This window comes from Bradyrhizobium sp. BRP56, from assembly GCF_020194035.1.
Classification (GTDB): Bacteria; Pseudomonadota; Alphaproteobacteria; order Rhizobiales; family Xanthobacteraceae; genus Bradyrhizobium; species Bradyrhizobium australafricanum.
On the sequence record NZ_JADYVV010000074.1, the window covers coordinates 20,996 to 47,408 of the forward strand.

The window sequence follows — 26,413 nt, forward strand, 5'->3', positions numbered from 1 at the left end:
CATGACCTGGCACTTCTTGACGACCAATTTGACGGTGAAGGATGGCGAGCGCGCGTTGCTGACGCGCAACGGCCGGCTCGAGCAGGTGCTCGCGCCCGGACGTCACCGCCTGTTCGATCCCCTGCATCAGCTCAAGGCCGAGCTGTTCAGCGTCGTGCGGACCGAATTCCCCGCGGATCGCTTCGCGGTGATCAAGGCCGCGCGGCCTGATCTCGCCGACGAGCTGTTCGAGGCGGTGGAAACCCGCGCGAACGAGATCGCGATCGTCAGCCTCGACGGCCGTCCCGTGCAACTGATGACGCCTTGGCAGACGCGCGTGTACTGGAAGGTCGCGACGTCGGTCGAGGTCGAGCGCATCGACGTCACCAGCGATCCCAGGGTCACGGCACGCCACCTCGCGATGATCCAGCCCAACCGGGCCGGCGTCATCACCGAGGCGGTGGTCGAGAACCACGAGGCCGGTCTGCTCACGGTCGAGGGCAAGCTGGTCGAGCGGCTCGCGCCCGGTCGGCACGCGTTCTGGATCGCGGGCCGCAAGATCGAGGTCAAGCGCCTCGATCTGCGTCCCCAGGCGGTCGAGATCACGGCGCAGGAGATGCTGACCAAGGATCGCATCGCGCTGCGCGTGACGCTGACCGCGTTCCGCCGGATCGTCGATCCCGAGCGGGTCGTGGCAACAGTGCCCGACGTGGATACGTGGCTGTACCGCCTGGTGCAGTTCGCGATCCGCGAGGCGGTGGCCGGCCGCACGCTGGACGAGGTGCTGTCTGCGAAGACGGCGCTCGACACGGAGCTTCGCGACTTCGTCCGCGACCGTGTCGCGGGCAGCGGCGTCGAGGTCACCGAGCTCGGCGTGAAGGACGTGATCCTGCCCGGCGAGATCCGCGAGCTGGTCAACAAGGTGGTGGAGGCGGAGCGGGTGGCGAAGGCCAACCTGATCCGCCGCCAGGAGGAGACCGCGGCGACGCGTTCGCTCCTGAACACCGCCAGGCTGATGGAGGAGAACCCGCTGCTGCTGCGGCTCAAGGAGCTGGAGTCGCTCGAGCGTCTGGTCGAGAAGGTCGGCCGCATCGACCTGCATGCGGGCGAGGGTCAGGGCCTCGATGCGCTGCTGACCAAGCTCGTGCGTCTCAAGGCGCCCGAGAGCGCGTAAGACAGGAAGGGCCGCCCACGGGCGGCCCTTCGATTTTTTAGCCGGGACGGACCGACGGCAATCGTACGAATGTTAGCGTGCAGACGGCTGTAACGGGGCACCGCCACGGCCCAATTCGCATGTCCGGCTCCGGGCCGCAAAACGGAGGTGCCACTCCGGGCAGATTGCGATAACGTTCATGCACCGTGGTCCATTCGGCCAGCCGTCAACCCGTCGGTGAAGCCAGTGCAGCAGATTGCGGAATGGCTCGAGAAGCTGGGACTTGGGCAATACGCGCTGCGTTTTGCCGAGAACGGGATCGACCTCGGCGTTCTTCCCGAGCTGACGGATGAAGACTTCGACAGGCTCGGCGTCCTGCTCGGCCATCGCCGCAAGATGCTGCGCGCGATCGCCGATCTCAATCAAGCCGAACTGATCGCCACGCCGGTCTCGCCGCACGATGCCGAGCGCCGCCACCTCACCGTGATGTTCTGCGACCTGGTCGGCTCGACGGCCTTGTCGGCACGTCTCGATCCCGAGGACATGTGGGAGGTGATCCGCGCCTATCGCGCAGCCTGTGCGCAGGTGATCACGACATATGACGGCGCCGTTGCCAGATTTATCGGCGACGGGATCCTCGCTTATTTCGGCTATCCCCGCGCCCACGAGGATGATGCGGAGCGCGCGGTGCGCGCCGGCCTCGATGTCATCGCCGCAATCGGCAAGCTCGAGACCCGCGCGGAAGGGGGCGTTGCGGTACGGATCGCGATCGCGAGCGGGCTCGTCGTGGTCGGCGACCTCGTCTCCGGCGGCGCGTCGGAGGAGCAGGCGCTGGTCGGCGATGCGCCGAACATCGCGGCGCGGCTGCAGAGCCTGGCGGAGCCGGGCGTGGTCGTCGTGGCGGCCTCGACCCGGCGGCTGCTCGGCAACCTGTTCACGCTGCGCAACCTCGGCCGCCGCGAGGTCAAGGGCATCTCCGAGCCGATCGCGGTGTGGGCCGTCGAAGGCGAGCCCGCATCGGAAAGCCGTTTCGAGGCGGTGCGCACCGCGCGCTCGATCGGCTTCGTCGGCCGCAAGGCGGAGATCGAATTTGCGTTGTCGCGCCAGCAACTGGCGTGGCAGGGCCAGGGCCAGGCGGTGCTGATATCGGGCGAAGCGGGTATCGGCAAATCGCGCATCGTGGCGATGCTCTCCGACAGCCTGGCGCTCGGAACACACCGCCGTGTGCGGTATCAATGCTCGCCCTATCACACCAACAGCGCGCTGCACCCCTTTGTCGGCCAGCTCGAGCGTGCAGCCGGCATCAGGTCGGAAGATGCACCGGAGCAGAAGCTGGACAAGCTCGAAGCAATGCTGGCGCTCGGCACGCAGCACGTGCCCACCGTGACACCCCTGATCGCAGCGCTGCTGTCGATCCCGACCGGCGACCGCTATCCGCCGCTCGGCCTCAGCCCGGCGCAGCAGCGGCGGCAGACATTCGCAGCGTTGCTCGACCAGCTCGAGGGCCTCGCCCGGCAGCAGCCGGTGCTTGTCGTCTGTGAAGACGTGCATTGGGCCGATGCCACGTCGCTCGAACTGCTCGACCTCGCGGTCGACCGGATCAGGGGGCTGCCGATCCTGATGCTCATGACGTTCAGGCCGGAGTTCGAGCCGCCCTGGGCGGGGCTCGCCAATGTCAGCCTGCTACGGCTCGATCGGCTCGACCGGCAGGATACGCGCGCGTTGATCGAGCAGGTGACTGTCGGTCGGTTGCTGCCCGGCGAGATGATGGCGCAGATCGTCGAGCGGACGGATGGTGTCCCGCTGTTCGTCGAGGAGCTGACCAAGATGGTCATGGAGTCGGGGCTGCTGGTCGAGAATGCCGGGCGCTATCGCCTCGACAATCCGCTGCCGCCGCTGGCGATCCCGGCAACGCTGCAGGACTCGTTGATGGCACGGCTCGATCGGCTGGCGCCGGTCAAGGAGGTGGCGCAGATCGGCGCAGCGATCGGCCGTGAGTTCTCATATGCGCTGCTGCGCAGCGTGGCCGGGCGCGATGATCTGACGCTTGGCGCGGCGCTTGCCCAGCTCGAAGAGGCCGAGTTGCTGCTGCGCCGGGGCGTGCCGCCGGACGCAAGCTACAGCTTCAAGCACGCGCTGGTCCAGGAAGCGGCTTACGAGAGCCTGCTCAAGAGCCGCCGGCAATTGCTTCACAAGCATATTGGCGATGTGTTGCGCGACAAGTTTGCCGAGATGGCCGAGATCGAGCCGGAAGTCGTCGCCTTCCATTTCACCGAGGCAGGGCTCGGCGAGACCGCGCTGGCGTGGTGGCGCAAGGCCGGTCAGCAGGCGCTGAAGCGCTCGGCCTATTGCGAGGCGATCGCGCATCTCGGCAAGGCGGTCGCCATCGCCGATGAACTGCCCGACGAGCCGGATCGGATGATCGGCCGGCTCCATCTGCAAATCGCCTACGGCCGCGCGCTGCGGGGCAGTCTCGGGCACAGCGCCCCCGAGACGGTCGCCGCCTGGACCCGCGCCCGGCAGTTTGCCTCCGACATCGATGATCCGATCGAACTGGCGCCGATCCAGTCGGGCCTCTTCAACGCCTGCCTGACCCACGGCGAGCTCGCGCCGATGCGGGAGTTGGCGGAGGCGATCATGGGCGCAGCGGAACGGCACCCGCAGTCGCCGGTGGCGACCATTGTCGCGCGCTGGACCAGCGGGGTGACCTCCTGGTTCGCGGGCGAGTACCTGAACGCGGGCATCCATCTCGAGCAGGCCTTCGCGGCCTATGCGACCGAGCCGGATCCGGCAACCTTCAAGGCGTCGACGCTCGACTTGCCGTTCGTCATCATGAGATTTCTCGCCCTGGTGCTTTGGCCGCGCGGCGAGATCGATCGGGCCCGGCAGCTCGCGGGCGCCGCGATGGACGTCGCCGGGAAGCAGCGCGCGCTCGCGCGCGCCAATGCGCTGGTTCACAAGGCCGTCTTCGACGGGCTGTGCGGCAGCAGGTTGCGCCAGACCGACACGATCCTGGCCCTCGGCCTGGCGCGCGATCACACGATGCCGTTGTATGTCGCCGCCGGAACCTATCTCAATGGTCTGGAGAAGTGGCGTGCCGGCGACCGCGCCGCAGGTCTCGCGGAGATGCAACGTGGCTGGTCGTTGCTTCACGAGAACGACTGCTACCTCTGTGAACCGTTCTGGGGATTGCAGATTGCCGTGGCGAATGCGGAGGCCGGGCATGTCGATGCCGGGCTCGACATCATCAATGAGTTGATCGAGGCGACGGAGCAGTCCGGGCAGCACTGGCTGGATGCCGAACTCTACCGCGTGCAGGGTGGGCTGCTGTCGCGTCGTCACAGCCCCGACATGTCCGGCGCCGAGGATGCCTTCCATCGCGCCCTCGAGATCGCGCGAAGGCAGCAGACCAGGACGTTCGAGTTGCGCAGCGCGCTGGGACTTGCACGTCTTTACAGCCGCAGCGGCCGGGCAGAGGAGATATCGCAATTGCTGGCGCCGGTGCTCGCCGGTTTCGATCCGGCGCTCGATCTTGCCGAGATCAAGGACGCGCAGGAATTGCTCGCGCAGGCGCAGCGGTGGCCGGACCGGCACTCGCGCGCCTCTTGACGGGTGCCGCAGCGGCGGCGCGGTCACACCGCGTCCGCCCACGCCCGCGCAGATTGTGAAAGAGCAGGCTCGGATGTCGCGCGCGGCGCGAGCGATGCGAAACTGGAACTGTTGGGTTCCCGAAGTTCTACGGTGCGACGATACGCATTTTGCTATTGCGTCCGGCGGCGCATTTGCATCTAACTTTAAGGACGCCGCCGCGGAGAATTCCGCCTTGCGGTCAAACGTTTGGAATATGTTTTTGATCCCGTGTTTGAGTGAGTATGCTGTGCGACCCTTGACGTTCCCGCAGGTGAGCAATTCCGGTGGAACTTGTAATCGCCTTCTCGCGACATTGTCGCCGGCGGATCTGGACCTCCTGAGACCCGAACTTGAGACCGTTGCGCTCGAACAGGATGCAGTCCTGGCGCGCGCCGGTGACGAGATCGACTACGTCTTCTTTCCTCACAGCGGCGCGATCCTGTTGATGATCGACATGGCGGATGGGCAGACGGTCGCAACCGGCGTGGTCGGATGCGAAGGGGCCGTGGGCAGTCTTTCGGTGCTCGGAGCCTCGCCGTCAGGCATTACCGCCGTCGTTCGTGCGGCTGGTACCGCCTCGCGGGTTCCGGCGGCGCGCTTTCATGCCGCTTTCGGCCGCAGTCCGGGGATTCGGCAGGCAATCCAGAAGCACGTCAGATCGATGCTGATCCAGTTTCAGCTCGGCTCCGCTTGCAATGCGCTCCACCCGGTCGAGGCGCGGATGGCGCGCTGGCTGCTTCAGCTTCGCGACCGCGTCGACAGCGACGTCCTCCCGCTGACCCAGCAAGCGCTGTCGCAAATACTCGGCGTGCGACGAACGACGGTGACCTTGCTGATGGGCAATCTGCGCAAGCGCGGTGCGATCAGGTCAGATCAACGAGGCCAGATCGAGATCGACCGGGCGCGGCTATTGGCGGCGGCGTGCGAATGCCATCGCGTCATGCGTCTCGAGGCCGAGGAGATTTTCTCGGGCGACAAGGTTCGAACGCGAGGAATGGCGCCGGCCAACGATCCGCGCATCCAGGAAATCGAGGCTGACGACGCCGTGTAAGCGCGTTCCCTGCTGCGATCAGCTTCCTGGCCGCCGATCCAGCTCCCGCGTGGAGGAGGATACCCTTTCGAGCTTCGCAATCTCGCGCAGCACCTTTGCGGTCTCGCGCAACTCATTGCGCTTCGGACCGGGCTTCAGCCGTCGTGCTTCATCGAGAAAGTCCTTGGCCTGCAGCAGCCAGGCAGACGTTTCCGTCGTGATCTGCACCTGCGCCATGGTGTCCCTCCATCGCGGTCGTCAAAAGTGGTGGCCACTTTCAGGCCGGTGAACCGCCGCCGCGGCGTCGCCGCACGCGGATGCTCGGCTCATCGACCCAGGCGTCCCGCGCAAACCAGGCGTGATCCGCGCGGCAAAATGGACAGGCCGTGCGCGAGAAGAACACGGTACTGCGTCGAAAGCTCTCGCGATCGGTTTTGATTCCGGTGGAAATCGCGTGCTCGGTTTGCGGACATCTGACCATCACCATGCCCATGAGCGCCTCCCTCCCATATTGCCTTTTGCTTTTTGCCTTTTGCCTTGCAGAATAGTCCGGCCGGTTGGATTGGCCCCAGGTCGGTGCGCGGGGTAGTTGGGGGGGCATCGCGCACCTGCGGCGGTTGACGGAGCATCGGGCAGTGGGGGCTGCATGCTCTCGTCATTGGGCTTCTTCCAACCGGCCAGGTCCCTCCTTGAACGAATCCTCGATGTGACTTCAACGCCGCTTCTTCAGGCGGCTCGGCTGAGAACCTTGTCGCTCACTGCACTGCCTCCCTTGCAAGTAAACGCATTCTCCGCAACGCTTGCCCGCGTCACGGGAGCTGACGCTCCGTGCTCAATTCAGATTGTTGAGAGTGAACTTCGATCTTGTCCCAAGCCTACTGTGCGGGACGAAGATGACGCTGTCGGTTCGGTTTGCGACTCTCGCACGAAATTTTTTTTGAAATTGTCAACTCAGACCAACGTATATTTACGGAGAGTGTTGTGAATAACGTGCATGCTGTGAGCAGCGTAAGGCTCCTGGTAAGTCGCCCGGCGAGCCTGCCGCAAACAAAAACCCCGGCATCGCTGCCGGGGTTTTGCATTTCGTTGTCGTTGAGCGAGATCCCGGCTCGGCGGTGCACCGCTTCGCGCTGCACCGCGTCCGGGACGACTTCGTCGCTTAGAAGTCCATGCCGCCCATGCCGCCGCCCGGAGGCATCGCGGGGCCGCCGGCGTTCTTCTTCGGCAGCTCGGCAACCATCGCTTCCGTGGTGATCAGGAGCGCGGCAACCGAGGCAGCGTTCTGGATCGCGGTGCGCACGACCTTGGTCGGGTCGATGATGCCCTTCTTGACGAGGTCGGCATAGTCGCCGGTCTGGGAGTCGAAGCCGTAGTTGTAGGTCTTGTTCTCCAGGATCTTGCCGACGATGACCGAACCGTCTTCACCGGCGTTGATCGCGATCTGGCGAGCCGGAGCCGACAGCGCCTTGCGCACGATCTCGACGCCGGTCTTCTGGTCGTCGTTCTTGGTGCGCAGGCCCTTGAGCTGCTCGGAGGCACGGAGCAGGGCGACGCCGCCGCCCGGGACGATGCCTTCCTCGACAGCCGCGCGGGTCGCGTGCATCGCGTCATCAACGCGATCCTTGCGCTCCTTCACCTCGACCTCGGTCGCGCCGCCGACGCGGATCACCGCGACGCCGCCTGCGAGCTTGGCGAGACGCTCCTGCAGCTTCTCACGGTCGTAGTCCGAGGTGGTCTCCTCGATCTGCGCCTTGATCTGGGCAACGCGGGCGTCGATGTCGGCCTTCTTGCCGGCGCCGTTGACGATCGTGGTGTTCTCCTTGTCGATCATCACCTTCTTGGCACGACCGAGCATCTGCAGCGTGACGTTCTCGAGCTTGATGCCGAGGTCTTCCGAGATGGCCTGGCCGCCGGTCAGGATCGCGATGTCCTGCAGCATGGCCTTGCGGCGATCGCCGAAGCCCGGAGCCTTGACGGCCGCGACCTTCAGGCCGCCACGCAGGCGGTTGACGACGAGGGTGGCAAGCGCTTCGCCTTCGACGTCTTCGGCGACGATGACCAGCGGCTTGCCGGTCTGCACCACGGCCTCGAGCAGCGGCAGCAGCTCGTTCAGCGAGGAGAGCTTCTTCTCGTTGATCAGGATGTAGGCGTCGTCCATCTCAACGCGCATCTTGTCGGCATTGGTGACGAAGTAGGGCGAGATGTAGCCGCGGTCGAACTGCATGCCCTCGACGACGTCGAGCTCGGTCTCGAGCGACTTGGCTTCCTCGACCGTGATCACGCCCTCGTTGCCGACCTTCTTCATGGCGTCGGAGAGGAACTTGCCGATTTCGGCATCGCCGTTGGCCGAAATGGTGCCGACCTGGGCGATCTCCTCGTTCGAGGTGACCTTCTTCGAGTTCTTCTGGAGGTCCGCAACGACGGCTTCGACAGCGAGGTCGATACCGCGCTTCAGATCCATCGGGTTCATGCCGGCGGCAACCGACTTGGCGCCTTCCTTCACGATCGCAGCCGCGAGCACGGTCGCGGTGGTGGTGCCGTCGCCGGCCGCGTCAGCGGACTTGGAGGCGACTTCGCGCACCATCTGGGCGCCCATGTTCTCGAACTTGTCCTCGAGCTCGATCTCCTTGGCGACGGTGACGCCGTCCTTGGTGATACGGGGAGCGCCGAACGACTTCTCGAGCACCACGTTGCGGCCCTTCGGACCGAGGGTGACCTTCACCGCGTTGGCGAGGATGTCGACGCCGCGCAGCATCTTGTCGCGCGCCTCGACGGAGAATTTGACTTCTTTAGCTGCCATCTGGGTTTTCCTTGGAATGATTTACTGGGAGGGAAAGAGGCGCTTAGGCGGCCTTCTTCTTGGAAGCGGGGACGTCGAGGACGCCCATGATGTCGCTTTCCTTCATGATCAGCAGGTCTTCGCCGTCGATCTTGACCTCGGTGCCCGACCACTTGCCGAACAGGACGCGGTCGCCGACCTTGAGGTCGATCGGGATCAGCTTGCCAGCTTCGTCGCGGCCGCCCGGGCCGACGGCGGTGACTTCGCCCTGCGAGGGCTTTTCCTTGGCACTGTCCGGAATGATGATGCCGCCAGCAGTCTTCTCTTCGGCGTCGATACGCTTGACCACGACGCGGTCGTGAAGCGGACGGAATTTCATGCAGTCCTCCTAAACATTTGTAGATGCTGTAGATTTTTGGAGAGTTAGCAGTCCAGTCCAGCGAGTGCCAGACTGGTTGGGCAGGAGATAGGCCAAGCCTTGGCGGCGGGCAAGTGCCTCTAGCAGAAAAATTGGCACTCGTGAGTGCGGCGGCCTGCCAAAAGGATACCGAGATCATTTCGGCATCCTTAATGCCGCCCAAGAGGGGTCGCCGGGCTATTAGCAGATGCGGTAAGCTGCTGCCAACGCAAGAAATTTCAACAACCTATTAAACATTTAGGCTTGAGATGGGTTAGTCGCGTGCGTCACATTTCTCTCATGTGAGCGCATCCATTGCCGGTGGTCCGGCGGGGGAGATCGGCCACCACGTGAATGCGCTCCGTCACAGGAGGTTGGCATGGTCTCGCGAGTTGGTGGGGTTGTTTCCGACGATTTCCGGAAGCAGTTGCTGGGGTACGGGCTGACGACGGCGCAAATCCTCTATCGGATGCCGGATCACCCCTCGTTGCTGCAGACCTATGTCTGGCAGAACTACGACTTGTTTCCGAAATTTCCTGCACTGCAGGATTTCCTCGCGTTCTGGCAGGCGAAGCTCGAAGGCCCGCTGTTTTCGGTGACGGTGGCGCATTCCAAGCTGGTCAAGCCGGCCGAGTTGCGTGCCGTCGACGGCGTGTTCCGGCTGCATTGAGCGGGCGAGCGGGCAAAAGCGCGCTGTGCGCCTTTGCTCGCCTCGCGGCGCGCGACTTGTGTTAGCCTCTCTCCGTCACAAAAAGACGGGAGGCGAAACAATGGCCAAGAAGACGGCATCAAGATCGGCAGCCAAGACCGCGGTGAAGAAGAAATGGTCGGGGCTCGGCGCCGGCGCCAAGAAGACGTCCGCGAAATCGTCCGCGCGCAAGACCATCAAGTCGAAAGGCCGCGTCTCGGCGGCCAAGAAGAGCGCGCCGAAAGCTGCAGCCAAGGCACGGCCGAAGCAGCGCGTCGCGATCAGCCATCATCGCGAAGAGGACTTCAAGGCCGACGGGCTGCGCGCCTACGCCAAGTACCGCGACCTCGGCATCGCCGCCGCCTCGCATGGCCTCGCGCAGGCACACGTCATCCGGCTGCAGGGACCGTGCAATCCCGATGAGGTGTCGAAGCTGCACTTCCACGACGTCGACTTCCAGATGGTCTATGTGCTCAAGGGCTGGGTGAAGACCTACATGGAAGGCGAGGGCGAGACGCTGATGCAGCAAGGCAGCGCCTGGACCCAGCCGCCGCGCATCCGGCACATGATCCTGGACTACTCCGACGACGTCGAACTGCTGGAGGTGATCCTGCCGGCCGAGTTCAAGACGGTGGAGTTGAAGGCGTAGGCTTTTCGCGGCCGTCATGGCCGGGCTTGACCCGGCCATCTATCCTGCTTCGCAAGATTCTCCTGGTCGATGGATGCCCGGGTCGAGCCCGGGCATGACGATTTTCTAGGCCGTGTACCCGTCGGCGTGACTCTACGTCCGCTTTGCCCCGATAGCGACCAAGTTCGTGCGGCAACGCAAGATGTCGCGATGGGCCAAGAAGAGACATGGCTCTAGCGCATGGCCGGGCTAGATAACGGGCATCGCCTGAGACATTCGTCCAACTCAGACGGCAGCTCCGGCCAGCAAGAAAGCGCCGCCAAGCGCGACCATCACAAGTCCAGGCCAATTCGATTTGATGCCGAAGCCGCTACCCGGTCTTTCAGGTTCCAGCGTGTCACGCCCGGAGCGAAGCCACCTTCCACCGCTGAATCGGCCTCGCCAGATTGGCTGATACGCCATCTGGAGCACGCCGCCGAAAACAAGGAGCACACCAAGCCATATGAGGGTCATGCTCTCCTCCTGCACCAGTGAACGCCAACAGGTTGCTCCGCCGGGAACGTGGTCCGTTCAACGTCTGCCCGCGGCTCTCGGAATTAGAACGACCTTGAAAGCCGCCGGACGCGCCAGCGCGCCGCACGTAGGCTGGGGATCACGCTCTCCGAAGCTCAGGCTACGTCAATCATAAGCATCCTGTTCAGTCTTCGTCCGGCTCGCGCACGACCGGCGGTTCGTCGGGTCGGTTCTCTTCGTCGTCTTGCTCTTCGTCCTCTTCGTCGTCATTAGGATCTCGGGGTGGCATCGTGTTGCCCATGATCGCGAAGACACGCCGGTCGATCCTGGTGGGAACTACCTCGGGGATTTGTAGGGTCATGTTGTTGCTCCTCAGATGTGACCCTGAGGCATTTTACCCCTTTTTCGGAGGGGCAGACACGGAATTGGCGGCCGGCGCGGACGAGGTCCGGTTTATCCCTGTCAGATGCCCTGAGATAAGTGTCCGAGTTCGTCGGATTCGGGCCAAGAGGCGACATGGCATCGCATCGATAAATGAAAGAGACCGCCAACTGAGGCGGCCTCAATGCTTTGTGCCATTTATCACGGAGACGCAGAACAGTCGCTCGGTTGTGGAGCGAACCTCAATCGCCATATCGGGCCGTTCGTTTACAAAGATTGAGTCTTTGATCATTTCAATGAGCGTTTGCATCGCTTCGATCTCGGCGGACTTTTGATCGGGCAAATTCAGCCCTTCTTCGTCTGCAAAGAACTCACGGCCGCTTTGGATGTCGAAGAAATAGAGGGCCATGTTGAGCGCTCCCTTCCGTGAAGGCGGGAGCGCATAGAAACTCTCAGCCACCAGCGCCCGAAAGGTCTCGTGCTGGTGATCTTCTACAACGAAGCACATCAGGGGATAGTTGCTATCTGGCGGGCCTCAACCCAGGTGACATCAGCCACTCGGTCAAATGGGCGGTGACCTCATCATGCCGCGCCTTCCTCAGCAGGGCTTCTTTCTCTGCGCATGGGGGAAGCGTCTTGGCTTCCTCGCGCAAGCTTTGGCCTCTTCTGCGAGCCGTTCTTCCAATGATTGCGTCTGGGTGAAACGCCGTCGCCTCTTCATGGCGTTGCTCCCTGCTGGTGTTGGGCGGGAGCGTCAACTGGGCGATCTCATCACCGATAAAAGCCACGGGTGGTGCGGTGATAGTTGTTAATACGCCCGGAATTTGATGGTTCCTAGTGAATTCGGAACTCGCGGCCGAATAAGGGAACATTTGGCCGTCAACAGGAACCGATAGGGCCAGAACATCTAATGGGCCTGTCTCAGTAGTCCTACCGAGAACATCGGCCAAGCCGTGGTTTCTGTTCGATTAATCCAAAACAGGCCACTCCGAAAATCAGACTTAGGCCACCAGGCCAGCACCCCGCCGTCCGGTGCTGTCCGAATAGGACAGTCGCTCTGCCAAAGCAGGACAGGACGCAGCGCGAGATCGCTCAGAAACTTGAGCGAACTGAGGCTTCGGCGAGCGCCAGGCCGGCTGTAATCAGAATCAGAAAGCGGCTCGCTGACAAGAAGTAGGATGAGTCCCTTAGTCATTCACGTCGAATCGCATCGGGCGGAGCCGCCGATCGATGTCCGCAATGCTCCGTTTGCGTCCACGCCGGCACTGCGCGGCAAACGACGCTGGGGGGCCGCGCGCACTTCGAAACTAACACCGGCACGTCTGGTCGAATCTTCCGTGCCAACGCGACGCGCTCATTCCAACCGCAAGTAAAAAGGCGAAAACCCTCTGAGAAATCTGCTACACTCGGCCTATGAAAACCTTTTCAGATAAGGTCCGCGACATCGTGCGCAAGATCCCAAAGGGGAAGGCCATGACGTACAAAGCTGTCGCTGCTAAAGCCGGCAATCCGAAGGCTGCACGCGCGGTTGGTGCCATAATGCGCACGAATTACGACCCATCGATCCCCTGTCATCGCGTTATTGCAAGCGACGGCTCAATGCGCGGCTACGTGCGTCCGCGCCGTCGGCCGGCCCAACAATGATCCGCTTGACAGGAAGCTTCACCGCGTCAGCACCGCCCCGGATTGCGCGGAGCCTGTCATCGGGCGCGCGTTCGCGCGACCCGTTGGCTCCATCCGGGCTACTGCGACTACGGCTGCGTCAGCATCCCCACGACCGCGCCCATCAGGCAGGTCGTCAGCGTGCCTGAGACGATCGACTTCAGTCCGAGCGCGTTGATCTCGTCGCGCCGCTCGGGCGCCATGATGCCGAGGCCGCCGATCATGATGCCGAGGCTGGCGAAGTTGGCAAAGCCGCACATCGCGTAGAGCATGATCAGCCGCGAGCGCGGATCGAGCGCGTCGGGGCCGAGTTTCGACAGGTCGACATAGGCGATCAGCTCGTTCAGCACGGTCTTGGTGCCCATCAGGCTTCCCGCGGTGATCGCCTGCGGCCAGGGCAGGCCCATCAGCCAGCACACCGGCGCCATCACGTAGCCGAGCAGGCGCTGCAGCGAGATTTTCGCGCCGCCGATCTCCGGCAGCAGGCCGATGATCGCGTTCGCCAGATACACCAGCGCGACCAGCACCAGCAGCATCGCGATGATGTTCATCAAGAGCTCGAGCCCGGCAGCCGTGCCCTTCACGATGGCGTCCATCGTCGACGACACCTGGATATCGGGATTGTCGAGCGATCCGCCCGTCCGCTTGCCCGAGGTTTCCGGCACCATGATCAGGCTCACTAAAATTGCGGCCGGCGCGCCGAGCACCGAGGCGATGACGAAATGCGCGGCCGCATCCGGGATCAGCGGCGCCAGCAGCGTGGCGTACAGCACCAGCACCGTGCCGGCGATCCCGGCCATGCCGCCGGTCATCACCAGAAACAATTCGCTGCGGGTGAGCTGCGCCAGATAGGGGCGGATGAAGAGCGGCGCCTCGACCATGCCGAGGAAGATATTGGCCGCGGTCGAGAGCCCGACCGCGCCGCCGACGCCGAGCGTGCGCTCGAGCAGCCAGGCCATGCCGCGCACGACAGGCGGCAGCACGCGCCAATAGAACAACAGCGTTGTCAGCACGCTCATGACCAGCACGATCGGCAGCGCCTGGAAGGCGAGGATGAAATCCGAGCCGGGCGCCTTGGGATCGAACGGCGCCGGGCCGCCGCCGACATAGCCGAACACGAAGGCGGTGCCGGCGCGCGTCGCGGCCGCGATGGTGCCGACGGCGTCATTGATCGCGCCGAAGGCCTGCGTCACCAGCGGCACCTTGATCAGCACAAGCGCAGTGACGATCGTGACGGCAAGTCCGATCGCCGCCTGGCGCAGCGACACCTTCAGGCGATTCTCGCTCAGCGCCCAGGCGATCAAGAGCAACGCCACCACGCCGAACGCCGATTGCAACTGAAGCATCACGCCCCCAAAAAAACTCGCGCGATTATGGGCAGAGGCCTCGCGCAGCGCAATGCTGTTGCGCGTTCAGCTCGTCGCCATTGACAAGTTGCAGGCGCTCGGTCACGCAATCATCCATGTCCTCCGCCACGCCGGCCGGCGCCCGCGATCTGCTCGGCCACAGACCGTTCCTGTTCTTCTTGTCGTCGCGCAGCCTGTCGCGCTTCTCCAGCCAGATCGGCGCGGTGGCGATCGGCTGGCAGATCTATGATCTGACCGGCAGCGCGTTCGACCTCGGCATGGTCGGACTGGTGCAGTTTCTGCCGACCGCGCTCCTGGTGTTCGTCGCCGGCCACGCCGCCGACCGCTTCGAGCGCAAGCGCGTGGTGCAGGCCTGCCAGATCGCGGAGGCGCTGACCGCATTGTTTCTCGCCGGAAGCACCTTTGCCGGCACCATCTCCGAGATCCAGATCTTCGTCGCGACCTTCGTGCTCGGGATCGCCGGCGCGTTCGAGAGTCCGGCGACCGCCGCGCTGTTGCCGCTGATCGCACCGCAGGGCTCGCTGCAGCGGGCGACCGCGATCTCGAGCGGCGCGGCGCAGGTCGCGACCATCACCGGACCCGCGCTCGGCGGCTTCGCCTATGCCCTGATGCCGAGCGCGCCCTACGGCATCATGATGGTGTTCTGGCTGTTCGGTGCGCTGCTCACCAGCGGCATCGGCCGGCTGCAGCAGGCGCCGGTGAGGAACGGCGGGTCGTCGGACGATCTGTTTGCCGGCGTCACCTTCGTTCGCAGCAATCCGGCGATCCTCGGCACCATCTCGCTCGATCTGTTCGCGGTGCTGTTCGGCGGCGTCACCGCGCTGCTGCCGATCTATGCGCGCGATATCCTGCAAGCCGGCCCGCTCGGCCTCGGCATCCTGCGCGCCGCGCCCGCCGTCGGCGCGCTCTTGATGACGATGGTGCTGGCGCGGCACACCATCAACCGCCGCGTCGGCATGCGGATGTTCCAGGCGGTGATCGTGTTCGGCGTCGCGACCGTGGTGTTCGCGCTGTCGCACTGGATGTGGCTATCGGCGCTGGCGCTCGCGGTGCTGGGCGCCGCCGACACGATCAGCGTCGTGATCCGCTTCTCGCTGGTGCAGCTTGCCACCCCCGACGAGATGCGCGGCCGTGTCGGCGCGGTGAACTTCCTGTTCATCAACGCGTCGAACCAGCTCGGCCAGTTCGAGAGCGGCGTCACCGCGGCGCTGCTCGGCACCGTGCCGTCGGCCGTGCTCGGCGGCGTCGCCACGGTTGCGGTCGCGCTGCTCTGGATGAAGCTGTTCCCGACACTGCGGGACGTCGAGAAGCTGGAGTAGGGCGCTTCCCTTACCTCGCCCCGCTTGCGGGGAGAGGTCGGATTGCGCAGCAATCCGGGTGAGGGGGACTCTCCGCGTTTGTCTCTCACCGTCCTTGTGGAGACTCCCCCTCATCCCGACCTTCTCCCCGCGCGCGGGGAGAAGGGGAAGATCAGCCCCGCGGCAAGCTTTTCATGATTTCGGAATAATGGAAAAGTATCGCTGATTTGCCCGACGTGTCAAGTTGCCGTGTCGAACGCCGCTAGCTGCCGGCTCCTTTGCATGGGGTTGTTTTCGATATTTTGGCAGCGTGCCCCGGCAACGGCCGGCCGGGACAAGCCCGGCCGGCCGTTGTGATAGTCCTACCGCAAAGCAGGATGAAGGGGACGATCAGCCCCGGCCGACGAACGGCATCTTGGTCGCCATGACCGTCATGAACAGCACGTTGGCGTCGAGCGGCAGGCCCGCCATGTAGGCGACCGCATCGCCGACCGCCTTGGCGTCCATGCGCGGCTCGTGCTTGGTGGTGCCGTCCGGCTGCAGCACGCCGGGGCCGTTGACCATGCGGTCGGTCATCGGGGTCGCGGCATTGCCGATATCGACCTGACCGACCGCGATGTCATACATCCGGCCGTCGAGGTTGGACGACTTGGTGAGGCCGGTGATGGCGTGCTTGGTCGAGGTGTAGGCGGCCGAGAACGGCCGCGGCGCATGCGCCGAGATCGAGCCGTTGTTGATGATGCGGCCGCCGCGCGGCGTCTGGTCCTTCATGATGCGGAAGGCATGCTGGGTGCACAGGAACGGCGCGGTGAGGTTGGTGTTGACGACCGCCTGCCACTGCTCGAGCGGCAGATCCTCGAAGTTCACCGGCGGCGCGCCCATGCCGGCATTGTTGAACAGCACGTCGAGCCGGCCATAGGTCGCCTTCACCTTGTCGAACAGCGCGGCGATCGCGGCGGGGTTGGCCATGTCGGCCGACACGCACAGGCTCTTGCCCGCGGGACCGAGCTTGGCGGTCTCTTCCAGCATCTCCATGCGGCGCCCGGCGAGCACCACGGTGTAGCCCTTGTCCATCAAAGCGAGCGACGCGGCGCGTCCAACGCCGGTGCCGGCGCCGGTCACGAGTGCGATCTTGCTGGTTGCCTCAGTCATCCGAGTTTCCTCTTACTTGGTTTTTGCTTCGGTTTCGTTCTTGTAGGGTGGGCGTGGAATGTTCTGGTGCGCCGCGCGCAGCGCCGCCGACCAGCGCGAGCGCAGGTCGTGGAAATAGGGCTCGCCGGCCTCGATGCGGTGGTTGAGATCGGCCTCGCAGGCGTCGGTGCGCACCACCAGCACGTCGATCGGCAGGCCGACGCCGAGGTTGGAGCGCATCGTCGAATCCATCGAGATCAGCCCGGTCTTCAGCGCCTCATAGAGCTCGACGTCGTAATGCATGGCGCGGTCGAGCACCGGCTTGCCGTATTTGTGCTCGCCGATCTGCAGGTATGGCGTGTCGGTGGTGCATTCGATGAAGTTGCCGGCGGTGTAGACCATGAACAGGCGCATCCGCGAGCCCTTGATCTGGCCGCCGAACAGGAACGAGACGTCGAAGGAGATGTCCTCGGCGCGCAGCGCATCGCCCTCGGTGGCGTGCACCGAGCGGATGGCGCGGCCGATCCGTTGCGCCGCCTGGAACATGGTCGGGGCGTTCATCAGCGTCTCGAGCTCGCCGGTGTCCGGATTTTCCATGCCCTCGGTCAGGGTCGACAGCACCGACTGGCTGATCGCGAGATTCCCGGCGCTGGCGATCGCCATGATGCGCTCGCCGGGCTTTTCGAAGATGTGCAGCTTGCGGAAGGTCGAGACGTTGTCGAGGCCGGCATTGGTGCGGGTATCGGCGATCATGACGAGCCCGTCGCGCACCAGAATTCCGCAGCAATAGGTCATTTAAAGCCCTCAGACGGTCCGAGTTTCTCGGCGGGAAACTAGTAGCCAATTTCGCGGATGCATCCAACCCCAATTCCCCGTCACGGGACGTGCGATGGCCCGTCAAAGAGGGGCGGGACGACCGAGCGATGGCCGGGCGCCTGTTCCAGCCGTCCGGGTTGCGGGGCGCATCCCGGTCTCGCTCTGCGTGGCGCGCAGCCGGCAATGATCTTGGCCTCGCGTCGTTGCGAGGGGAGGGGTGTTGTGCTCGACTGCCTGCAACCGACGACAACAAGAAATTTCGGGAGGCGAGAATGTCGTTCAAACTGGCCGCGTGCATTGTGGCATTGGGTATCGCGGCGATGGCCGCGAGCCCTGCATCGGCGCAGAAGCAGGGCGGCACGCTGCGGCTCTATCACAACGACAATCCGCCCTCGACCTCGCTGCTCGAGGAATCCACCATCGCCTCGGTGATGCCGTTCGCGGCCGTCTTCAACAACCTCGTGGTGTTCGATCCGGCCAAGGTGCACGAAAGCATCGACACCGTGATCCCCGATCTCGCCGAGAGCTGGTCGTGGGACCAGACCAACACCAAGCTTACCTTCAGGCTGCGTCACGGCGTGAAGTGGCATGACGGCCAGCCGTTCACCGCCAGGGACGTGCAGTGCACCTGGCGGATGCTGATCGGCAAGAGCGAGACCCAAGACGTCAAAACACCGGACTTCAAGCGCAACCCGCGCAAGGTCTGGTACTCGAAGCTCAAGGACGTCAGCATCAATGGCGACGATGAGGCGACGTTCGAGTTGACCGAGCCGCAGCCCGGTCTCTTGGCGCTGCTCGCGAGCGCCTTCTCGGTGGTCTATCCCTGCCACGTGCCGCAGCAGGTGATGCGCACCAAACCGGTAGGCACCGGGCCGTTCAAGTTCGTCGAGTTCCAGCGCGGCGATTCTATCCGACTGGTCCGTAACCCCGATTACTTCAAGAAGGACCGGCCATATCTCGACGAGATCACGGTGCGCTCGATCGACAGCCGCGCCACGCGGATGCTGGCATTCGCGACCGGCGACTATGACATCACCTTTCCGTCCGACGTCAGCATTCCCCTGATCAAGGACGTCAAGGCGCGGGCGCCGAACGCGATCTGCGAGATGACGTCGACCAATCTGCAGATCAATCTCCTGGTCAACCGCGTCAATCCGCCGTTCGACAATCCGGATATCCGCAAGGCGATGTCGCTGGCGCTGGATCGCAAGGCCTTCAACAGCATCCTGTTCGAAGGCACCGGCCGGCTTGGCGGCGCGATGCAGGCGAAGCCCGAAGGCGAGTGGGGCATGCCGCCGGAGATCCTGTCGACGCTGATGGGTTACGGCCCCGACACCGGGAAGAACCTCGCCGAGGCGCAGGCGATCATGCAGAAGCTCGGCTACAGCGACGCCAAGCCGCTGTCGATCAAGATCCAGACCCGCAATCTGCCGACCTATCGCGACCCGGCGGTGATCCTCGCCGACCAGCTCAAGAAGATCTACATCACAGCCGAGCTCGACATTCTGGATACGCCGCGCTGGTACTCGCGGCTGCAGCGCAAGGACTACACCATCGGCCTCAATGTCACCGGCGTCAGCGTCGACGATCCCGACGGCAATCTGGTCGAGAACTATTCCTGCAACTCCGAGCGCAACTACACCCAGTATTGCAACGCCGAAGTCGACAAGCTGCTGGCGGCGCAGTCGCGCGAGGTCGACAAGGACAAGCGCCGCAAGATCGTGTTCGACATCGAGCACCTGCTGGTCGACGACGCCGCGCGGCCGGTCATCCTGCACTCATCAGCCGGCAATTGCTGGCAGCCTTACGTGAAGAATTTCCACCCGCACGACAACAGCCAGTACAACAATCTGCGCTTCGAGGATGTTTGGCTGGATAAGTAACGCGTGGTGCCCCGCCGGCGACGACGTCCGCCGTCGCCCTCGTGCGCTTCGTATCCTCATTTATTCACACGACCAAAGCGGTGGCTGGTCCTGCGCACGCGCGCAACTCCCGCGCCGATCGCCGGGGCAAGTTTGCGACGGCGCCCGTCAGTCAGGCCGCGTAGAGATCCATCGGGATATCCGACGTAGCTACGGGAGCTCGGATATCAGCTTGGTCCACTCCGCCTCGGGCCAAGCCCGTGAGGTGCAGGTCCGTATGTTTCCCAGAGAGCTGAGGGCAAGCGCGAGTTTTGTGATGTTGTCGCCGAGCGGTGCTTCGGCGAGGAGAAGGATGTCATGCTCGCCGGAGGTGAGATAGACCTCCTTGATTTCGACACCTAGCGTCTTGGCGAGTTCTTTCGCCGCTCGGCTGCGCTTGGGAGCTTCCTTGACATTACGAATTCCCTGGTCGGTCCAGTCGATCCTCAATATGAATGTCGCCATGTCGTCCTCCAAGGGTTTAGCATTGCCCTTGTCTGCCGCGCGCGCGGCAGGCCAACCTGCTTCATGTTGAAGTTGAGGGAGCGCCACATAAGGCAGGCGCTGCTTTCAGACTGCGATGCCTGCCGACGGCCTGACCGCTGCCCGTTCCTTCAAACGGCGACGTCGGCCCGTCCCGTCCAAGGGCAGCTCGCTGCAGATTACGCCATGTCCCTTGCTCGAGAAAGAGGGCTCCCCGCGTTGTGATCGGAACCGCGTAAGCGAGGGCGCCGCGTCAAGATCACACCCTCTGCGCAAGGATGCGGCCGCGGACCTTCGCGCCGGACAGCTATCCGATGCAAGTCAGCTGTGGGTGTAGTCACCGGGTTTCAACCCGAGCGCCTTGACAGCTGCTTCGGGAAGCGGCCCCCACGCTTCGACCGTTTCATTCGGGGCCATCATGTCCGCAATAATTGCCGTGGCCTTTGCCGCGTCTCCTTCCGCCACGAAGAAGACCGAGCGAACAGGCGGGCCGCCGTCCAACGGCGCAGTTGTTACGAGGACAACCTGACCATTTGCCATGCTCTCTTATACCGCATTCGCGGCGCTGTTCCACTGATCCTGTCGATCGATCCTCACGACCCGGCCGCTGCGCCAAGAGCGATGTTGCCACGGTATTGCATCGTCGCGGGTCGAACACCAAATTACTGAACGTGGGAGGCAGAACCGCTCCTGGAGTGAGCGCGTGGCCAGCAAAAGAGCGAACGAAGAGCTCCCCGTCATTGCGCGCTTTGAGGTGCGCCGCCGCAATTACCTCGCGCCCGACGGCTCGATAGAGCGGCCGCTTCCTGCCTTCGCCACCGATGCCAAGCTGCTGGTCGAACTTTACCGGTCGATGGTGCTCTTGCGTCTGTTCGACCGAAAGGCTGTTGCATTGCAGCGCACCGGTCGGTTGGGAACCTATGCCATTTCGCTCGGCCAGGAGGCGGTGTCGGTCGGGATTGCGAGTGCGATGCGGGAGGATGACGTTCTGTTGCCCTCCTATCGCGACAACGGCGCGTTGCTCTGGCGTGGCGTCGCGCTGGAGGAGATCCTGCTGTTCTGGGGCGGCGATGAACGCGGCAATCAATTCTCCGGTCCGGTGCACGATTTCCCGTTCTGCGTTCCCGTCGGATCACAGGCGCCGCATGCCGCCGGCGTTGCCTACGCCCTGAAGTTGCGCAAGGAGCCGCGCGTGGCCGTCTGCATGTTCGGCGACGGCGCCACCTCGAAAGGCGATGTCTACGAGGCCATGAATTTCGCCGGCGTTCACAAATTGCCGCTCGTGTTCGTCGCCACCAACAATCAATGGGCCATATCGGTGCCGGTGCGCCTGCAGACGGGTTCCGAGACGCTGGCGCAGAAGGCCATCGGCGCCGGGTTCAGCGGCGAGCAGGTGGACGGGAGTGACGTGGTGGCGATGCGTGCCGCGGCCGAGGAGGCCATTGCCGCTGCCCGCGACGGCAAGGGCCCTCACTTCATCGAAGCGGTCACCTATCGGCTCGGCGATCACACGACGTCAGATGATGCATTGCGCTATCGTTCGGCCGAAGAAGTCCAGGCGCATTGGAAGGAAGAGCCGATCGCGCGCCTCAGGTCCTATCTTGTGGGTCAGAAGATGTGGACCAAGGCGGACGAGGAGCGGCTTGCCGCCGAGTGCCATGAGCGCATCGAGGCGGCGGTGGAGCGCTATCTGAAGACGCCGCCACGCCGAGCAGAAACCATGTTCGACAACCTCTATGCCGATCTGCCCGAGGCGTATGCCGCGCAGCGCCGCGAACTCGCGGGAGAGGACGATGCCTGAAGTCACGTTGGTCGAAGCCATCAATCTGGCGCTCGGCCGCGCCATGGCGGATGATCCCGATGTGGTCGTGCTCGGCGAGGATGTCGGCGTCAATGGCGGCGTCTTCCGCGCGACCGTCGGCTTACAGGAGCGCTTCGGTCCGGAGCGCGTTCTTGATACGCCGCTTGCCGAACTCCTGATCAGCGGGCTCTGCGTCGGCATGGCCGCGCAGGGACTGAAGCCGGTCGGCGAAATCCAGTTCATGGGATTTATCTATCCCTGTCTCGATCAGCTGGTGAACCACGCATCACGGATGCGCAACCGTACCCAGGGACGGCTCACTTGTCCGATGGTTCTGCGCACGCCGCATGGTGCCGGCATTCGCGCACCCGAGCATCATTCCGAGAGCACTGAGGCGATGCTGACCCACATTCCGGGCTTGCGTGTCGTGATACCTTCGTCGCCGGAGCGCGCCTATGGACTTCTCCTCGCCGCGATCCGCGATCCCGATCCGGTGGTGTTCCTGGAGCCGACGCGGTTGTACCGCGCCGTGAAAGGCGAGGTCGAGGACAACGGCGAAGCGTTGCCGATGGATCGCGCCTTTGTCGAGAGGGAAGGTCGCGACGTCACGCTGATCAGCTGGGGTGCGATGCTGAAGGAAACGATGGCCGCAGCGGACGCGCTCGCCGACGAGAGCATCGCTGCCGAGGTTATCGACCTCGCCACGCTCAAGCCCTACGATGAAAACACCGTGCTCAGGTCGGTCGCAAAGACCGGGCGCTGCGTCATCGTGCACGAGGCCGCGCACACCGGCGGATTTGGCGCGGAGATCGCAGCCATGATCGCCGAGCGCGGACTATCCTCGCTGCTCGCACCCGTGACCCGCGTCACCGGCTACGACACGATCATCCCGATGGCCCGCCTTGAGCAACGCTACATGCCGTCGGTCGGACGCATCGTGACCGCAGTCCGAAAGGCGCACCAGTACAACTGAACACCAACGGACCTTGTGCCATGCGCCAGTTCACGTTGCCGGACCTTGGTGAAGGTCTTGAAGAAGCCGAGATCGTCACCTGGTACGTCAACGAGGGCGATCACGTCGTGACCGATCAGCCGCTCGTTTCGGTCGAGACCGACAAGGCGGTGGTCGAGATACCGGCGCCGTCGAGCGGACGCATCGCGCGCCTGTTCGGTGCCAAGGGCGATATCGTGAAGGTCGGCGCGCCGCTCGTCGAGTTTGCCGAGGACGCCGGGCAGGACACCGGCACGATTGTGGGCGAACTCGACACCGGCGAGCAACGGCCGGCGCCAGTAACTGCTTCGCCGCCCAGCGGGCAGGGAGCCCAAGTGTTTCCGGCAGTGCGCGCCCTTGCGCGCAAGCTTGACGTCGCGCTCGATCTCGTCGAGGCGACCGGGCCCGGCGGCACCATCACGCGGGCCGATGTCGAGAGGGCGGCGAAGCGGATGTCTCACAGCGGACCTGCCGAGCCGCTGCGAGGCTTGCGCCGCGCGATGGCCCAACGCATGACGGCAGCGTATGCGGAAATCGTCCCCGCGACGGTCACCGATGAAGCCGACATCGACGATTGGCGGCAGGACGAGGACGTGACAATCCGCCTGGCGCGGGCGATCGCCGCTGCCTGCAAGGCAGAGCCCGCGCTCAATGCCTGGTATCATTCCGGTACGGGAGAACGGCGCCTGATCGAGCGCATCGATCTCGGCATCGCCGTCGACACCGGCGGCGGCCTGATCGTTCCCGTGCTGCGCAATGTCGCGGAGCGGAGCGTATCGGACCTGCGGGCCGGACTCGACCGTCTGCGAGCCGACGCGATCGCGCGCGCGATACCCCCGGAGGAACTGCGCGGTGCGACGATCACGTTGTCGAACTTCGGCATGATCGGAGGCCGGTTTGCTAATCTCATCATTGTGCCGCCGCAGACGGCGATCGTCGGTGCCGGGCGGATTTCGGAGCGCGTGGTCGCGCTTCGGGGGCAGGTTGCGGTCCGACGCACGCTGCCGCTATCGCTGACCTTCGATCATCGGGTGGTGACGGGCGGCGAAGCTGCCCGTTTCCTGGTTGTCCTCAAATCCGACGTCGAGCGCATTTCGTGACATCACTCATTCGCGAGACAGGCAGGAGCGTCACGGCTCCCGGCTTCGTTCCGCAGGTGCATCGACGAGGAAGGCCTCGTCGACCGGTACGCCGAGCGCCGTGACCAGCCGGTTGGTCTCGGCGGCCATGCCGACGATTGCCAGCATTTCCTGATATTCGGCGTCAGTCATGCCCTTGGCGCGGGCGCTCGCGGTGTGCGAGTGAATGCAGTAGCTGCAGCCGTGGGCCACCGAGACGGCGACGTAGAGCATCTCCTTGACCTTCGGGTCAAGCGCGCCGGGTGCCATCACCTCCTTGATGCTCTCCCAGGTCCGCCGCAGGGTCTTCGGATCATGCGCCAGCGCGCGCCAGAAATTGTTGACGAAGTCCGAGTTCCGCGTCTTGCGGATGTCGTCGAAGACGGCGCGTGCCTCCGCCGAGAGCTCGTCGTCGGAAAGCAGTTTTACGGTGGCCATGGCTTGTCTCGCTGCTTCGGTTTGCAGCAGCGATCATAGCACCCCTGCCGTCATTGCGAGGAACGAGGCGACGAAGCAATCCATGGCCCCGCAAGCGGTCAGAAGGATTGCTTCGCAGAGCCTGTCCTCGGGCGCGCGTTCGCGCGACCCGTTGGCTCGCAATGACGGACGCGGAGAGGGATCAGCCCTACGACTGCGTCTGGCTCTGCCACTGTCCGGGACGGCCGGCCTGGTCGACCTTGACCGCGACCGTCAGCGTCTCGTTGCCGCCGCCATAGCGGGTGCCGCGGACCGGGGCGGCGCCGAGATAGTCAAGGCCGATCGCGACGCGGGCATGGGCGTCGGTGGTGCAGATGCCGTTGGCGGCGTCGAAGCCGATCCAGCCGAGATCGGGCACGAAGGCCTCGGCCCAGGCATGGCCGGCCTGCTGGTTGACCATCCCATCGGAGCGCAAGAAGTGGCCGGAGACGAACCGAGCCGGAACGCCGCCGGCGCGCGCGCAGGCGATCAGGATGTGCGCGTAGTCCTGGCAGACGCCGCGCTTCAGCGCGAACGCCTCGGCGGCCGAGGTGGCGCTGTTGGTCGGGTCCTCGTCGAAGGTCATGTGCTCGTAGATCTGCACCATCAGCGCGTGCAGGAAACCGAGCACGTCGGCGCCGGCTTCCGCGCGCAGCTCGCGCACGACGGCCGTCATTGCCAGGTTGAGGTCGGTCAGCGGTGTGGGACGAAGGAACAGGCTCGGCGGAAACCGCTCGTCGCTGCCGCGCAGCACGCCGCCGGTATCCTGGGTCTCGATCAGGCCCTCGCAATGGATCGTGAGGTCGGCGATCGAGCCGTGCGTCAGCACGTGCGTAACGTTGCCGAAGGCGTCCTCATGGGTGTCGAGCCGGGAATCGGTCGAGACGTCGATCTGCCAATCCGCGACGTACTGGCCGTCATGGCTGCCGGGCGTCATCCGCAGAATCTGGATCACGCCCGAGGCCGCCGGCTCGTAGCGATAGGTGGTGGTATGGGCTATCCGCAGGCGCATGGCTCAACCGGTGTTCAATCGGTTTTTTCAGGGCAGGACTGTCATGCCCGGACCCTTCCCGGGCACCCACGTCTTTCTTCCTAATCGGCCGCGAAAGCAAGATGTCGATGGCCGGGACACCCATGCGAAGGCGCGCTTCGCGCTTTTGCCCGGCCATCACGGGATTTTGCCTCAAAACCGGTCAGATCAGGTACTGCTTGGTGATGATCTCACCCAGCCGTGAGTTGTCCGCGATGAACTCCTGGATGAATTCGTGCACGCCGTGCTGGAAGATATCGTCCATGTTGCTGTGCTCGAGCCGGTTCCTGATGCCGCGGGCATGGCGTTGCGAGGCGCCCTGGCGGCCATAGGCGACGCCGATCTGGTCGAGGTTGCGCACGAGGTTGCTGTAGCAGCTCGCAAGCGAGCGCGGCAGCGTATCGTTGAGGATCAACAGGTCGGCGATCAGCCAGGGCTTCAGGGTTTCCCGGTAGACCCAGTGATAGGCGGTCGTTGCCGACACCGAGCGCAGAATCGAGGTCCACTGGTAGTAATCCAGCGGGCCGCCGACATGCTCCTCCTCGGGTAACAGCATGTGATACTTCACGTCGAGAATCCGCGCCGTGTTGTCGGCGCGCTCGAGATGCACCCCGAGCCGCGAGAACCAGTAGGCGTCGTTGCGCAGCATGGTGCGGTAGGCCGAGCCGTCGAAGCGCAGCGAGGTCTCCTGCACGAAGCGCAGGAATTTGGCGAGCTCCTCGCGGTTGGCGGGACCCTTGTTCCAGACCGCCTGCAGTTCGATCCACGCCGAATTGATGGTGTCCCACATCTCCGACGTCAGCGCTGTCCGTACCGAGCGTGAATTGAGCCGCGCCGCCTCGATGCAGTTCTTGATCGAGGACGGATTTTCCGACGAGAAGGAGAGATACTCGATGACGTTCCGCTCGTCGGCTTCCTCATAGTGATCGTAGAAGCTTGCGCCGACGCCGGCGGTGAGCAGTGCGGAATCCCACTCATTGGTCTTGCCGACATAGGCCGCGGGCAGCGCGGTGACGCGCAACGTCGCATCGATGGTGCGCGCCAGATATTCGGCGCGTTCGACATAACGGGCCAGCCAGAACAGGTTTTCGGCGGTGCGCGACAGCATGCGATAGTCCCTACAAGGCGAAACGTGTTTCACCTCCCCCTGAAAGGGGGAGGTCGACGCGCAGCGGCGGGTG

Annotated in this window: 24 protein-coding genes; 10 read left to right on the plus strand and 14 right to left on the minus strand. The window is 64.1% G+C overall.

Features of this window, described 5'->3' with window-relative positions:
* Position 1 precedes the first annotated feature (1 nt).
* The 3 genes from I6F38_RS35890 (at position 2) to I6F38_RS35900 (ending at position 5,813) form a co-directional block, all read left to right on the plus strand.
* Entirely contained in the window at positions 2–1,153 is a 1,152-nt protein-coding gene (locus I6F38_RS35890) for a slipin family protein (RefSeq protein ID WP_225163764.1), read from the plus strand.
* Between the two features lie 225 nt (positions 1,154–1,378).
* A complete protein-coding gene (locus I6F38_RS35895; RefSeq protein ID WP_225163765.1) occupies positions 1,379–4,741 on the plus strand; it encodes an adenylate/guanylate cyclase domain-containing protein in 3,363 nt (1,120 codons plus the stop codon).
* Positions 4,742–5,033: 292 nt separating this feature from the next.
* Positions 5,034–5,813, plus strand: a complete 780-nt coding sequence (locus I6F38_RS35900; protein ID WP_225163782.1) for a Crp/Fnr family transcriptional regulator — start codon at positions 5,034–5,036, stop codon at positions 5,811–5,813.
* An 18-nt stretch (positions 5,814–5,831) separates the two neighbouring features.
* On the opposite strand, the gene I6F38_RS35905 is transcribed toward I6F38_RS35900, so the two are convergent.
* The 4 genes from I6F38_RS35905 to I6F38_RS35920 all read right to left on the minus strand — a co-directional run bounded on the left by I6F38_RS35905 (position 5,832) and on the right by I6F38_RS35920 (position 8,950).
* Complete coding sequence (locus tag I6F38_RS35905; RefSeq protein ID WP_225163766.1) at positions 5,832–6,029, minus strand: hypothetical protein; 198 nt, start codon at positions 6,027–6,029, stop codon at positions 5,832–5,834.
* A 40-nt stretch (positions 6,030–6,069) separates the two neighbouring features.
* On the minus strand, positions 6,070–6,285 hold the full coding sequence (locus I6F38_RS35910; RefSeq protein ID WP_225163767.1) for a hypothetical protein: 216 nt from the start codon (positions 6,283–6,285) through the stop codon (positions 6,070–6,072).
* A gap of 666 nt (positions 6,286–6,951) precedes the next feature.
* Entirely contained in the window at positions 6,952–8,592 is a 1,641-nt protein-coding gene (groL, locus tag I6F38_RS35915; RefSeq protein ID WP_157343304.1) for a chaperonin GroEL, read from the minus strand.
* A gap of 43 nt (positions 8,593–8,635) precedes the next feature.
* Positions 8,636–8,950, minus strand: a complete 315-nt coding sequence (locus I6F38_RS35920; RefSeq protein ID WP_038383333.1) for a co-chaperone GroES — start codon at positions 8,948–8,950, stop codon at positions 8,636–8,638.
* A 397-nt stretch (positions 8,951–9,347) separates the two neighbouring features.
* Between I6F38_RS35920 and I6F38_RS35925 the strand changes: the two genes are divergently transcribed.
* Entirely contained in the window at positions 9,348–9,638 is a 291-nt protein-coding gene (locus I6F38_RS35925; RefSeq protein WP_026192965.1) for an usg protein, read from the plus strand.
* Between the two features lie 100 nt (positions 9,639–9,738).
* Complete coding sequence (locus I6F38_RS35930) at positions 9,739–10,305, plus strand: cupin domain-containing protein (protein WP_225163768.1); 567 nt, start codon at positions 9,739–9,741, stop codon at positions 10,303–10,305.
* A gap of 676 nt (positions 10,306–10,981) precedes the next feature.
* Here the strand turns inward: I6F38_RS35930 and I6F38_RS35935 are convergent.
* From I6F38_RS35935 to I6F38_RS35955, 3 genes are all read right to left on the minus strand, one after another.
* A complete protein-coding gene (locus tag I6F38_RS35935; RefSeq protein ID WP_225163769.1) occupies positions 10,982–11,158 on the minus strand; it encodes a hypothetical protein in 177 nt (58 codons plus the stop codon).
* 201 nt (positions 11,159–11,359) lie between these two features.
* Positions 11,360–11,587 (minus strand): hypothetical protein, encoded by a 228-nt coding sequence (locus tag I6F38_RS35940; RefSeq protein WP_225163770.1) that lies wholly within the window; start codon positions 11,585–11,587, stop codon positions 11,360–11,362.
* Between the two features lie 1,342 nt (positions 11,588–12,929).
* Positions 12,930–14,186, minus strand: coding sequence for a nucleoside transporter C-terminal domain-containing protein (locus I6F38_RS35955; protein ID WP_225163771.1), 1,257 nt, complete (start codon positions 14,184–14,186; stop codon positions 12,930–12,932).
* Positions 14,187–14,302: 116 nt separating this feature from the next.
* Here I6F38_RS35955 and I6F38_RS35960 point away from each other — a divergent pair, with 116 nt between their 5' ends.
* Entirely contained in the window at positions 14,303–15,526 is a 1,224-nt protein-coding gene (locus I6F38_RS35960; protein WP_225163772.1) for an MFS transporter, read from the plus strand.
* A 369-nt stretch (positions 15,527–15,895) separates the two neighbouring features.
* Here I6F38_RS35960 and I6F38_RS35965 read toward each other — a convergent pair whose 3' ends face one another.
* Together I6F38_RS35965 and I6F38_RS35970 are read right to left on the minus strand one after the other, a co-directional pair.
* A complete protein-coding gene (locus I6F38_RS35965) occupies positions 15,896–16,657 on the minus strand; it encodes an SDR family oxidoreductase (protein ID WP_050385914.1) in 762 nt (253 codons plus the stop codon).
* A gap of 12 nt (positions 16,658–16,669) precedes the next feature.
* Positions 16,670–17,431, minus strand: coding sequence for a peptidase (locus I6F38_RS35970; protein ID WP_016846384.1), 762 nt, complete (start codon positions 17,429–17,431; stop codon positions 16,670–16,672).
* A gap of 293 nt (positions 17,432–17,724) precedes the next feature.
* Here I6F38_RS35970 and I6F38_RS35975 point away from each other — a divergent pair, with 293 nt between their 5' ends.
* Positions 17,725–19,335 carry an ABC transporter substrate-binding protein gene (locus tag I6F38_RS35975; protein WP_225163773.1) on the plus strand — a complete coding sequence of 537 codons (1,611 nt, stop codon included), beginning with the start codon at positions 17,725–17,727 and terminating at the stop codon, positions 19,333–19,335.
* Between the two features lie 189 nt (positions 19,336–19,524).
* On the opposite strand, the gene I6F38_RS35980 is transcribed toward I6F38_RS35975, so the two are convergent.
* Positions 19,525–19,818 carry a GYD domain-containing protein gene (locus I6F38_RS35980; RefSeq protein WP_026192964.1) on the minus strand — a complete coding sequence of 98 codons (294 nt, stop codon included), beginning with the start codon at positions 19,816–19,818 and terminating at the stop codon, positions 19,525–19,527.
* A gap of 339 nt (positions 19,819–20,157) precedes the next feature.
* A complete protein-coding gene (locus I6F38_RS35985; protein WP_057019099.1) occupies positions 20,158–20,376 on the minus strand; it encodes a hypothetical protein in 219 nt (72 codons plus the stop codon).
* A 163-nt stretch (positions 20,377–20,539) separates the two neighbouring features.
* On the opposite strand from I6F38_RS35985, the gene pdhA reads away from it, so the two are divergent.
* Genes pdhA through I6F38_RS36000 form a run of 3 tightly spaced genes read left to right on the plus strand, consistent with a single transcriptional unit; the run spans position 20,540 to position 23,728 of the window.
* Positions 20,540–21,637, plus strand: a complete 1,098-nt coding sequence (gene pdhA, locus I6F38_RS35990) for a pyruvate dehydrogenase (acetyl-transferring) E1 component subunit alpha (protein WP_225163774.1) — start codon at positions 20,540–20,542, stop codon at positions 21,635–21,637.
* The gene (locus tag I6F38_RS35995; RefSeq protein ID WP_225163775.1) at positions 21,630–22,610 is read left to right on the plus strand and encodes an alpha-ketoacid dehydrogenase subunit beta; all 981 of its coding nucleotides are present in this window, start codon (positions 21,630–21,632) and stop codon (positions 22,608–22,610) included. Before pdhA ends, I6F38_RS35995 begins: the two co-directional genes overlap by 8 nt.
* Before the next feature lie 20 nt (positions 22,611–22,630).
* Positions 22,631–23,728, plus strand: coding sequence for a dihydrolipoamide acetyltransferase family protein (locus I6F38_RS36000; protein WP_225163776.1), 1,098 nt, complete (start codon positions 22,631–22,633; stop codon positions 23,726–23,728).
* A gap of 30 nt (positions 23,729–23,758) precedes the next feature.
* Here the strand turns inward: I6F38_RS36000 and I6F38_RS36005 are convergent, their stop codons facing one another.
* The 3 genes from I6F38_RS36005 to I6F38_RS36015 all read right to left on the minus strand — a co-directional run bounded on the left by I6F38_RS36005 (position 23,759) and on the right by I6F38_RS36015 (position 26,340).
* Positions 23,759–24,184, minus strand: coding sequence for a carboxymuconolactone decarboxylase family protein (locus I6F38_RS36005; RefSeq protein WP_225163777.1), 426 nt, complete (start codon positions 24,182–24,184; stop codon positions 23,759–23,761).
* A gap of 187 nt (positions 24,185–24,371) precedes the next feature.
* A complete protein-coding gene (locus I6F38_RS36010) occupies positions 24,372–25,214 on the minus strand; it encodes a transglutaminase family protein (RefSeq protein WP_225163778.1) in 843 nt (280 codons plus the stop codon).
* Positions 25,215–25,395: 181 nt separating this feature from the next.
* Positions 25,396–26,340, minus strand: coding sequence for an alpha-E domain-containing protein (locus tag I6F38_RS36015; RefSeq protein WP_016846373.1), 945 nt, complete (start codon positions 26,338–26,340; stop codon positions 25,396–25,398).
* Positions 26,341–26,413 lie beyond the last annotated feature (73 nt).

What these genes read in the sequence shown, in the direction of transcription:
- I6F38_RS36005 (WP_225163777.1), bottom strand. Translation starts at nt 24,184, where the DNA reads ATGGCCACCGTAAAACTGCTTTCCGACGACGAGCTCTCGGCGGAGGCA.
- I6F38_RS35925 (WP_026192965.1), top strand. Translation starts at nt 9,348, where the DNA reads ATGGTCTCGCGAGTTGGTGGGGTTGTTTCCGACGATTTCCGGAAGCAG.
- I6F38_RS35985 (WP_057019099.1), bottom strand. Translation starts at nt 20,376, where the DNA reads ATGGCAAATGGTCAGGTTGTCCTCGTAACAACTGCGCCGTTGGACGGC.
- I6F38_RS35910 (WP_225163767.1), bottom strand. Translation starts at nt 6,285, where the DNA reads ATGGGCATGGTGATGGTCAGATGTCCGCAAACCGAGCACGCGATTTCC.
- I6F38_RS35905 (WP_225163766.1), bottom strand. Translation starts at nt 6,029, where the DNA reads ATGGCGCAGGTGCAGATCACGACGGAAACGTCTGCCTGGCTGCTGCAG.
- I6F38_RS35955 (WP_225163771.1), bottom strand. Translation starts at nt 14,186, where the DNA reads ATGCTTCAGTTGCAATCGGCGTTCGGCGTGGTGGCGTTGCTCTTGATC.
- I6F38_RS35980 (WP_026192964.1), bottom strand. Translation starts at nt 19,818, where the DNA reads ATGGCGACATTCATATTGAGGATCGACTGGACCGACCAGGGAATTCGT.
- I6F38_RS35995 (WP_225163775.1), top strand. Translation starts at nt 21,630, where the DNA reads ATGCCTGAAGTCACGTTGGTCGAAGCCATCAATCTGGCGCTCGGCCGC.
- I6F38_RS35940 (WP_225163770.1), bottom strand. Translation starts at nt 11,587, where the DNA reads ATGGCCCTCTATTTCTTCGACATCCAAAGCGGCCGTGAGTTCTTTGCA.
- I6F38_RS35965 (WP_050385914.1), bottom strand. Translation starts at nt 16,657, where the DNA reads ATGACTGAGGCAACCAGCAAGATCGCACTCGTGACCGGCGCCGGCACC.
- I6F38_RS35930 (WP_225163768.1), top strand. Translation starts at nt 9,739, where the DNA reads ATGGCCAAGAAGACGGCATCAAGATCGGCAGCCAAGACCGCGGTGAAG.
- I6F38_RS36000 (WP_225163776.1), top strand. Translation starts at nt 22,631, where the DNA reads ATGCGCCAGTTCACGTTGCCGGACCTTGGTGAAGGTCTTGAAGAAGCC.
- I6F38_RS35970 (WP_016846384.1), bottom strand. Translation starts at nt 17,431, where the DNA reads ATGACCTATTGCTGCGGAATTCTGGTGCGCGACGGGCTCGTCATGATC.
- I6F38_RS35975 (WP_225163773.1), top strand. Translation starts at nt 17,725, where the DNA reads ATGTCGTTCAAACTGGCCGCGTGCATTGTGGCATTGGGTATCGCGGCG.
- I6F38_RS36010 (WP_225163778.1), bottom strand. Translation starts at nt 25,214, where the DNA reads ATGCGCCTGCGGATAGCCCATACCACCACCTATCGCTACGAGCCGGCG.
- I6F38_RS35920 (WP_038383333.1), bottom strand. Translation starts at nt 8,950, where the DNA reads ATGAAATTCCGTCCGCTTCACGACCGCGTCGTGGTCAAGCGTATCGAC.
- I6F38_RS35935 (WP_225163769.1), bottom strand. Translation starts at nt 11,158, where the DNA reads ATGACCCTACAAATCCCCGAGGTAGTTCCCACCAGGATCGACCGGCGT.
- I6F38_RS35960 (WP_225163772.1), top strand. Translation starts at nt 14,303, where the DNA reads ATGTCCTCCGCCACGCCGGCCGGCGCCCGCGATCTGCTCGGCCACAGA.
- groL (WP_157343304.1), bottom strand. Translation starts at nt 8,592, where the DNA reads ATGGCAGCTAAAGAAGTCAAATTCTCCGTCGAGGCGCGCGACAAGATG.
- I6F38_RS35890 (WP_225163764.1), top strand. Translation starts at nt 2, where the DNA reads ATGACCTGGCACTTCTTGACGACCAATTTGACGGTGAAGGATGGCGAG.
- I6F38_RS36015 (WP_016846373.1), bottom strand. Translation starts at nt 26,340, where the DNA reads ATGCTGTCGCGCACCGCCGAAAACCTGTTCTGGCTGGCCCGTTATGTC.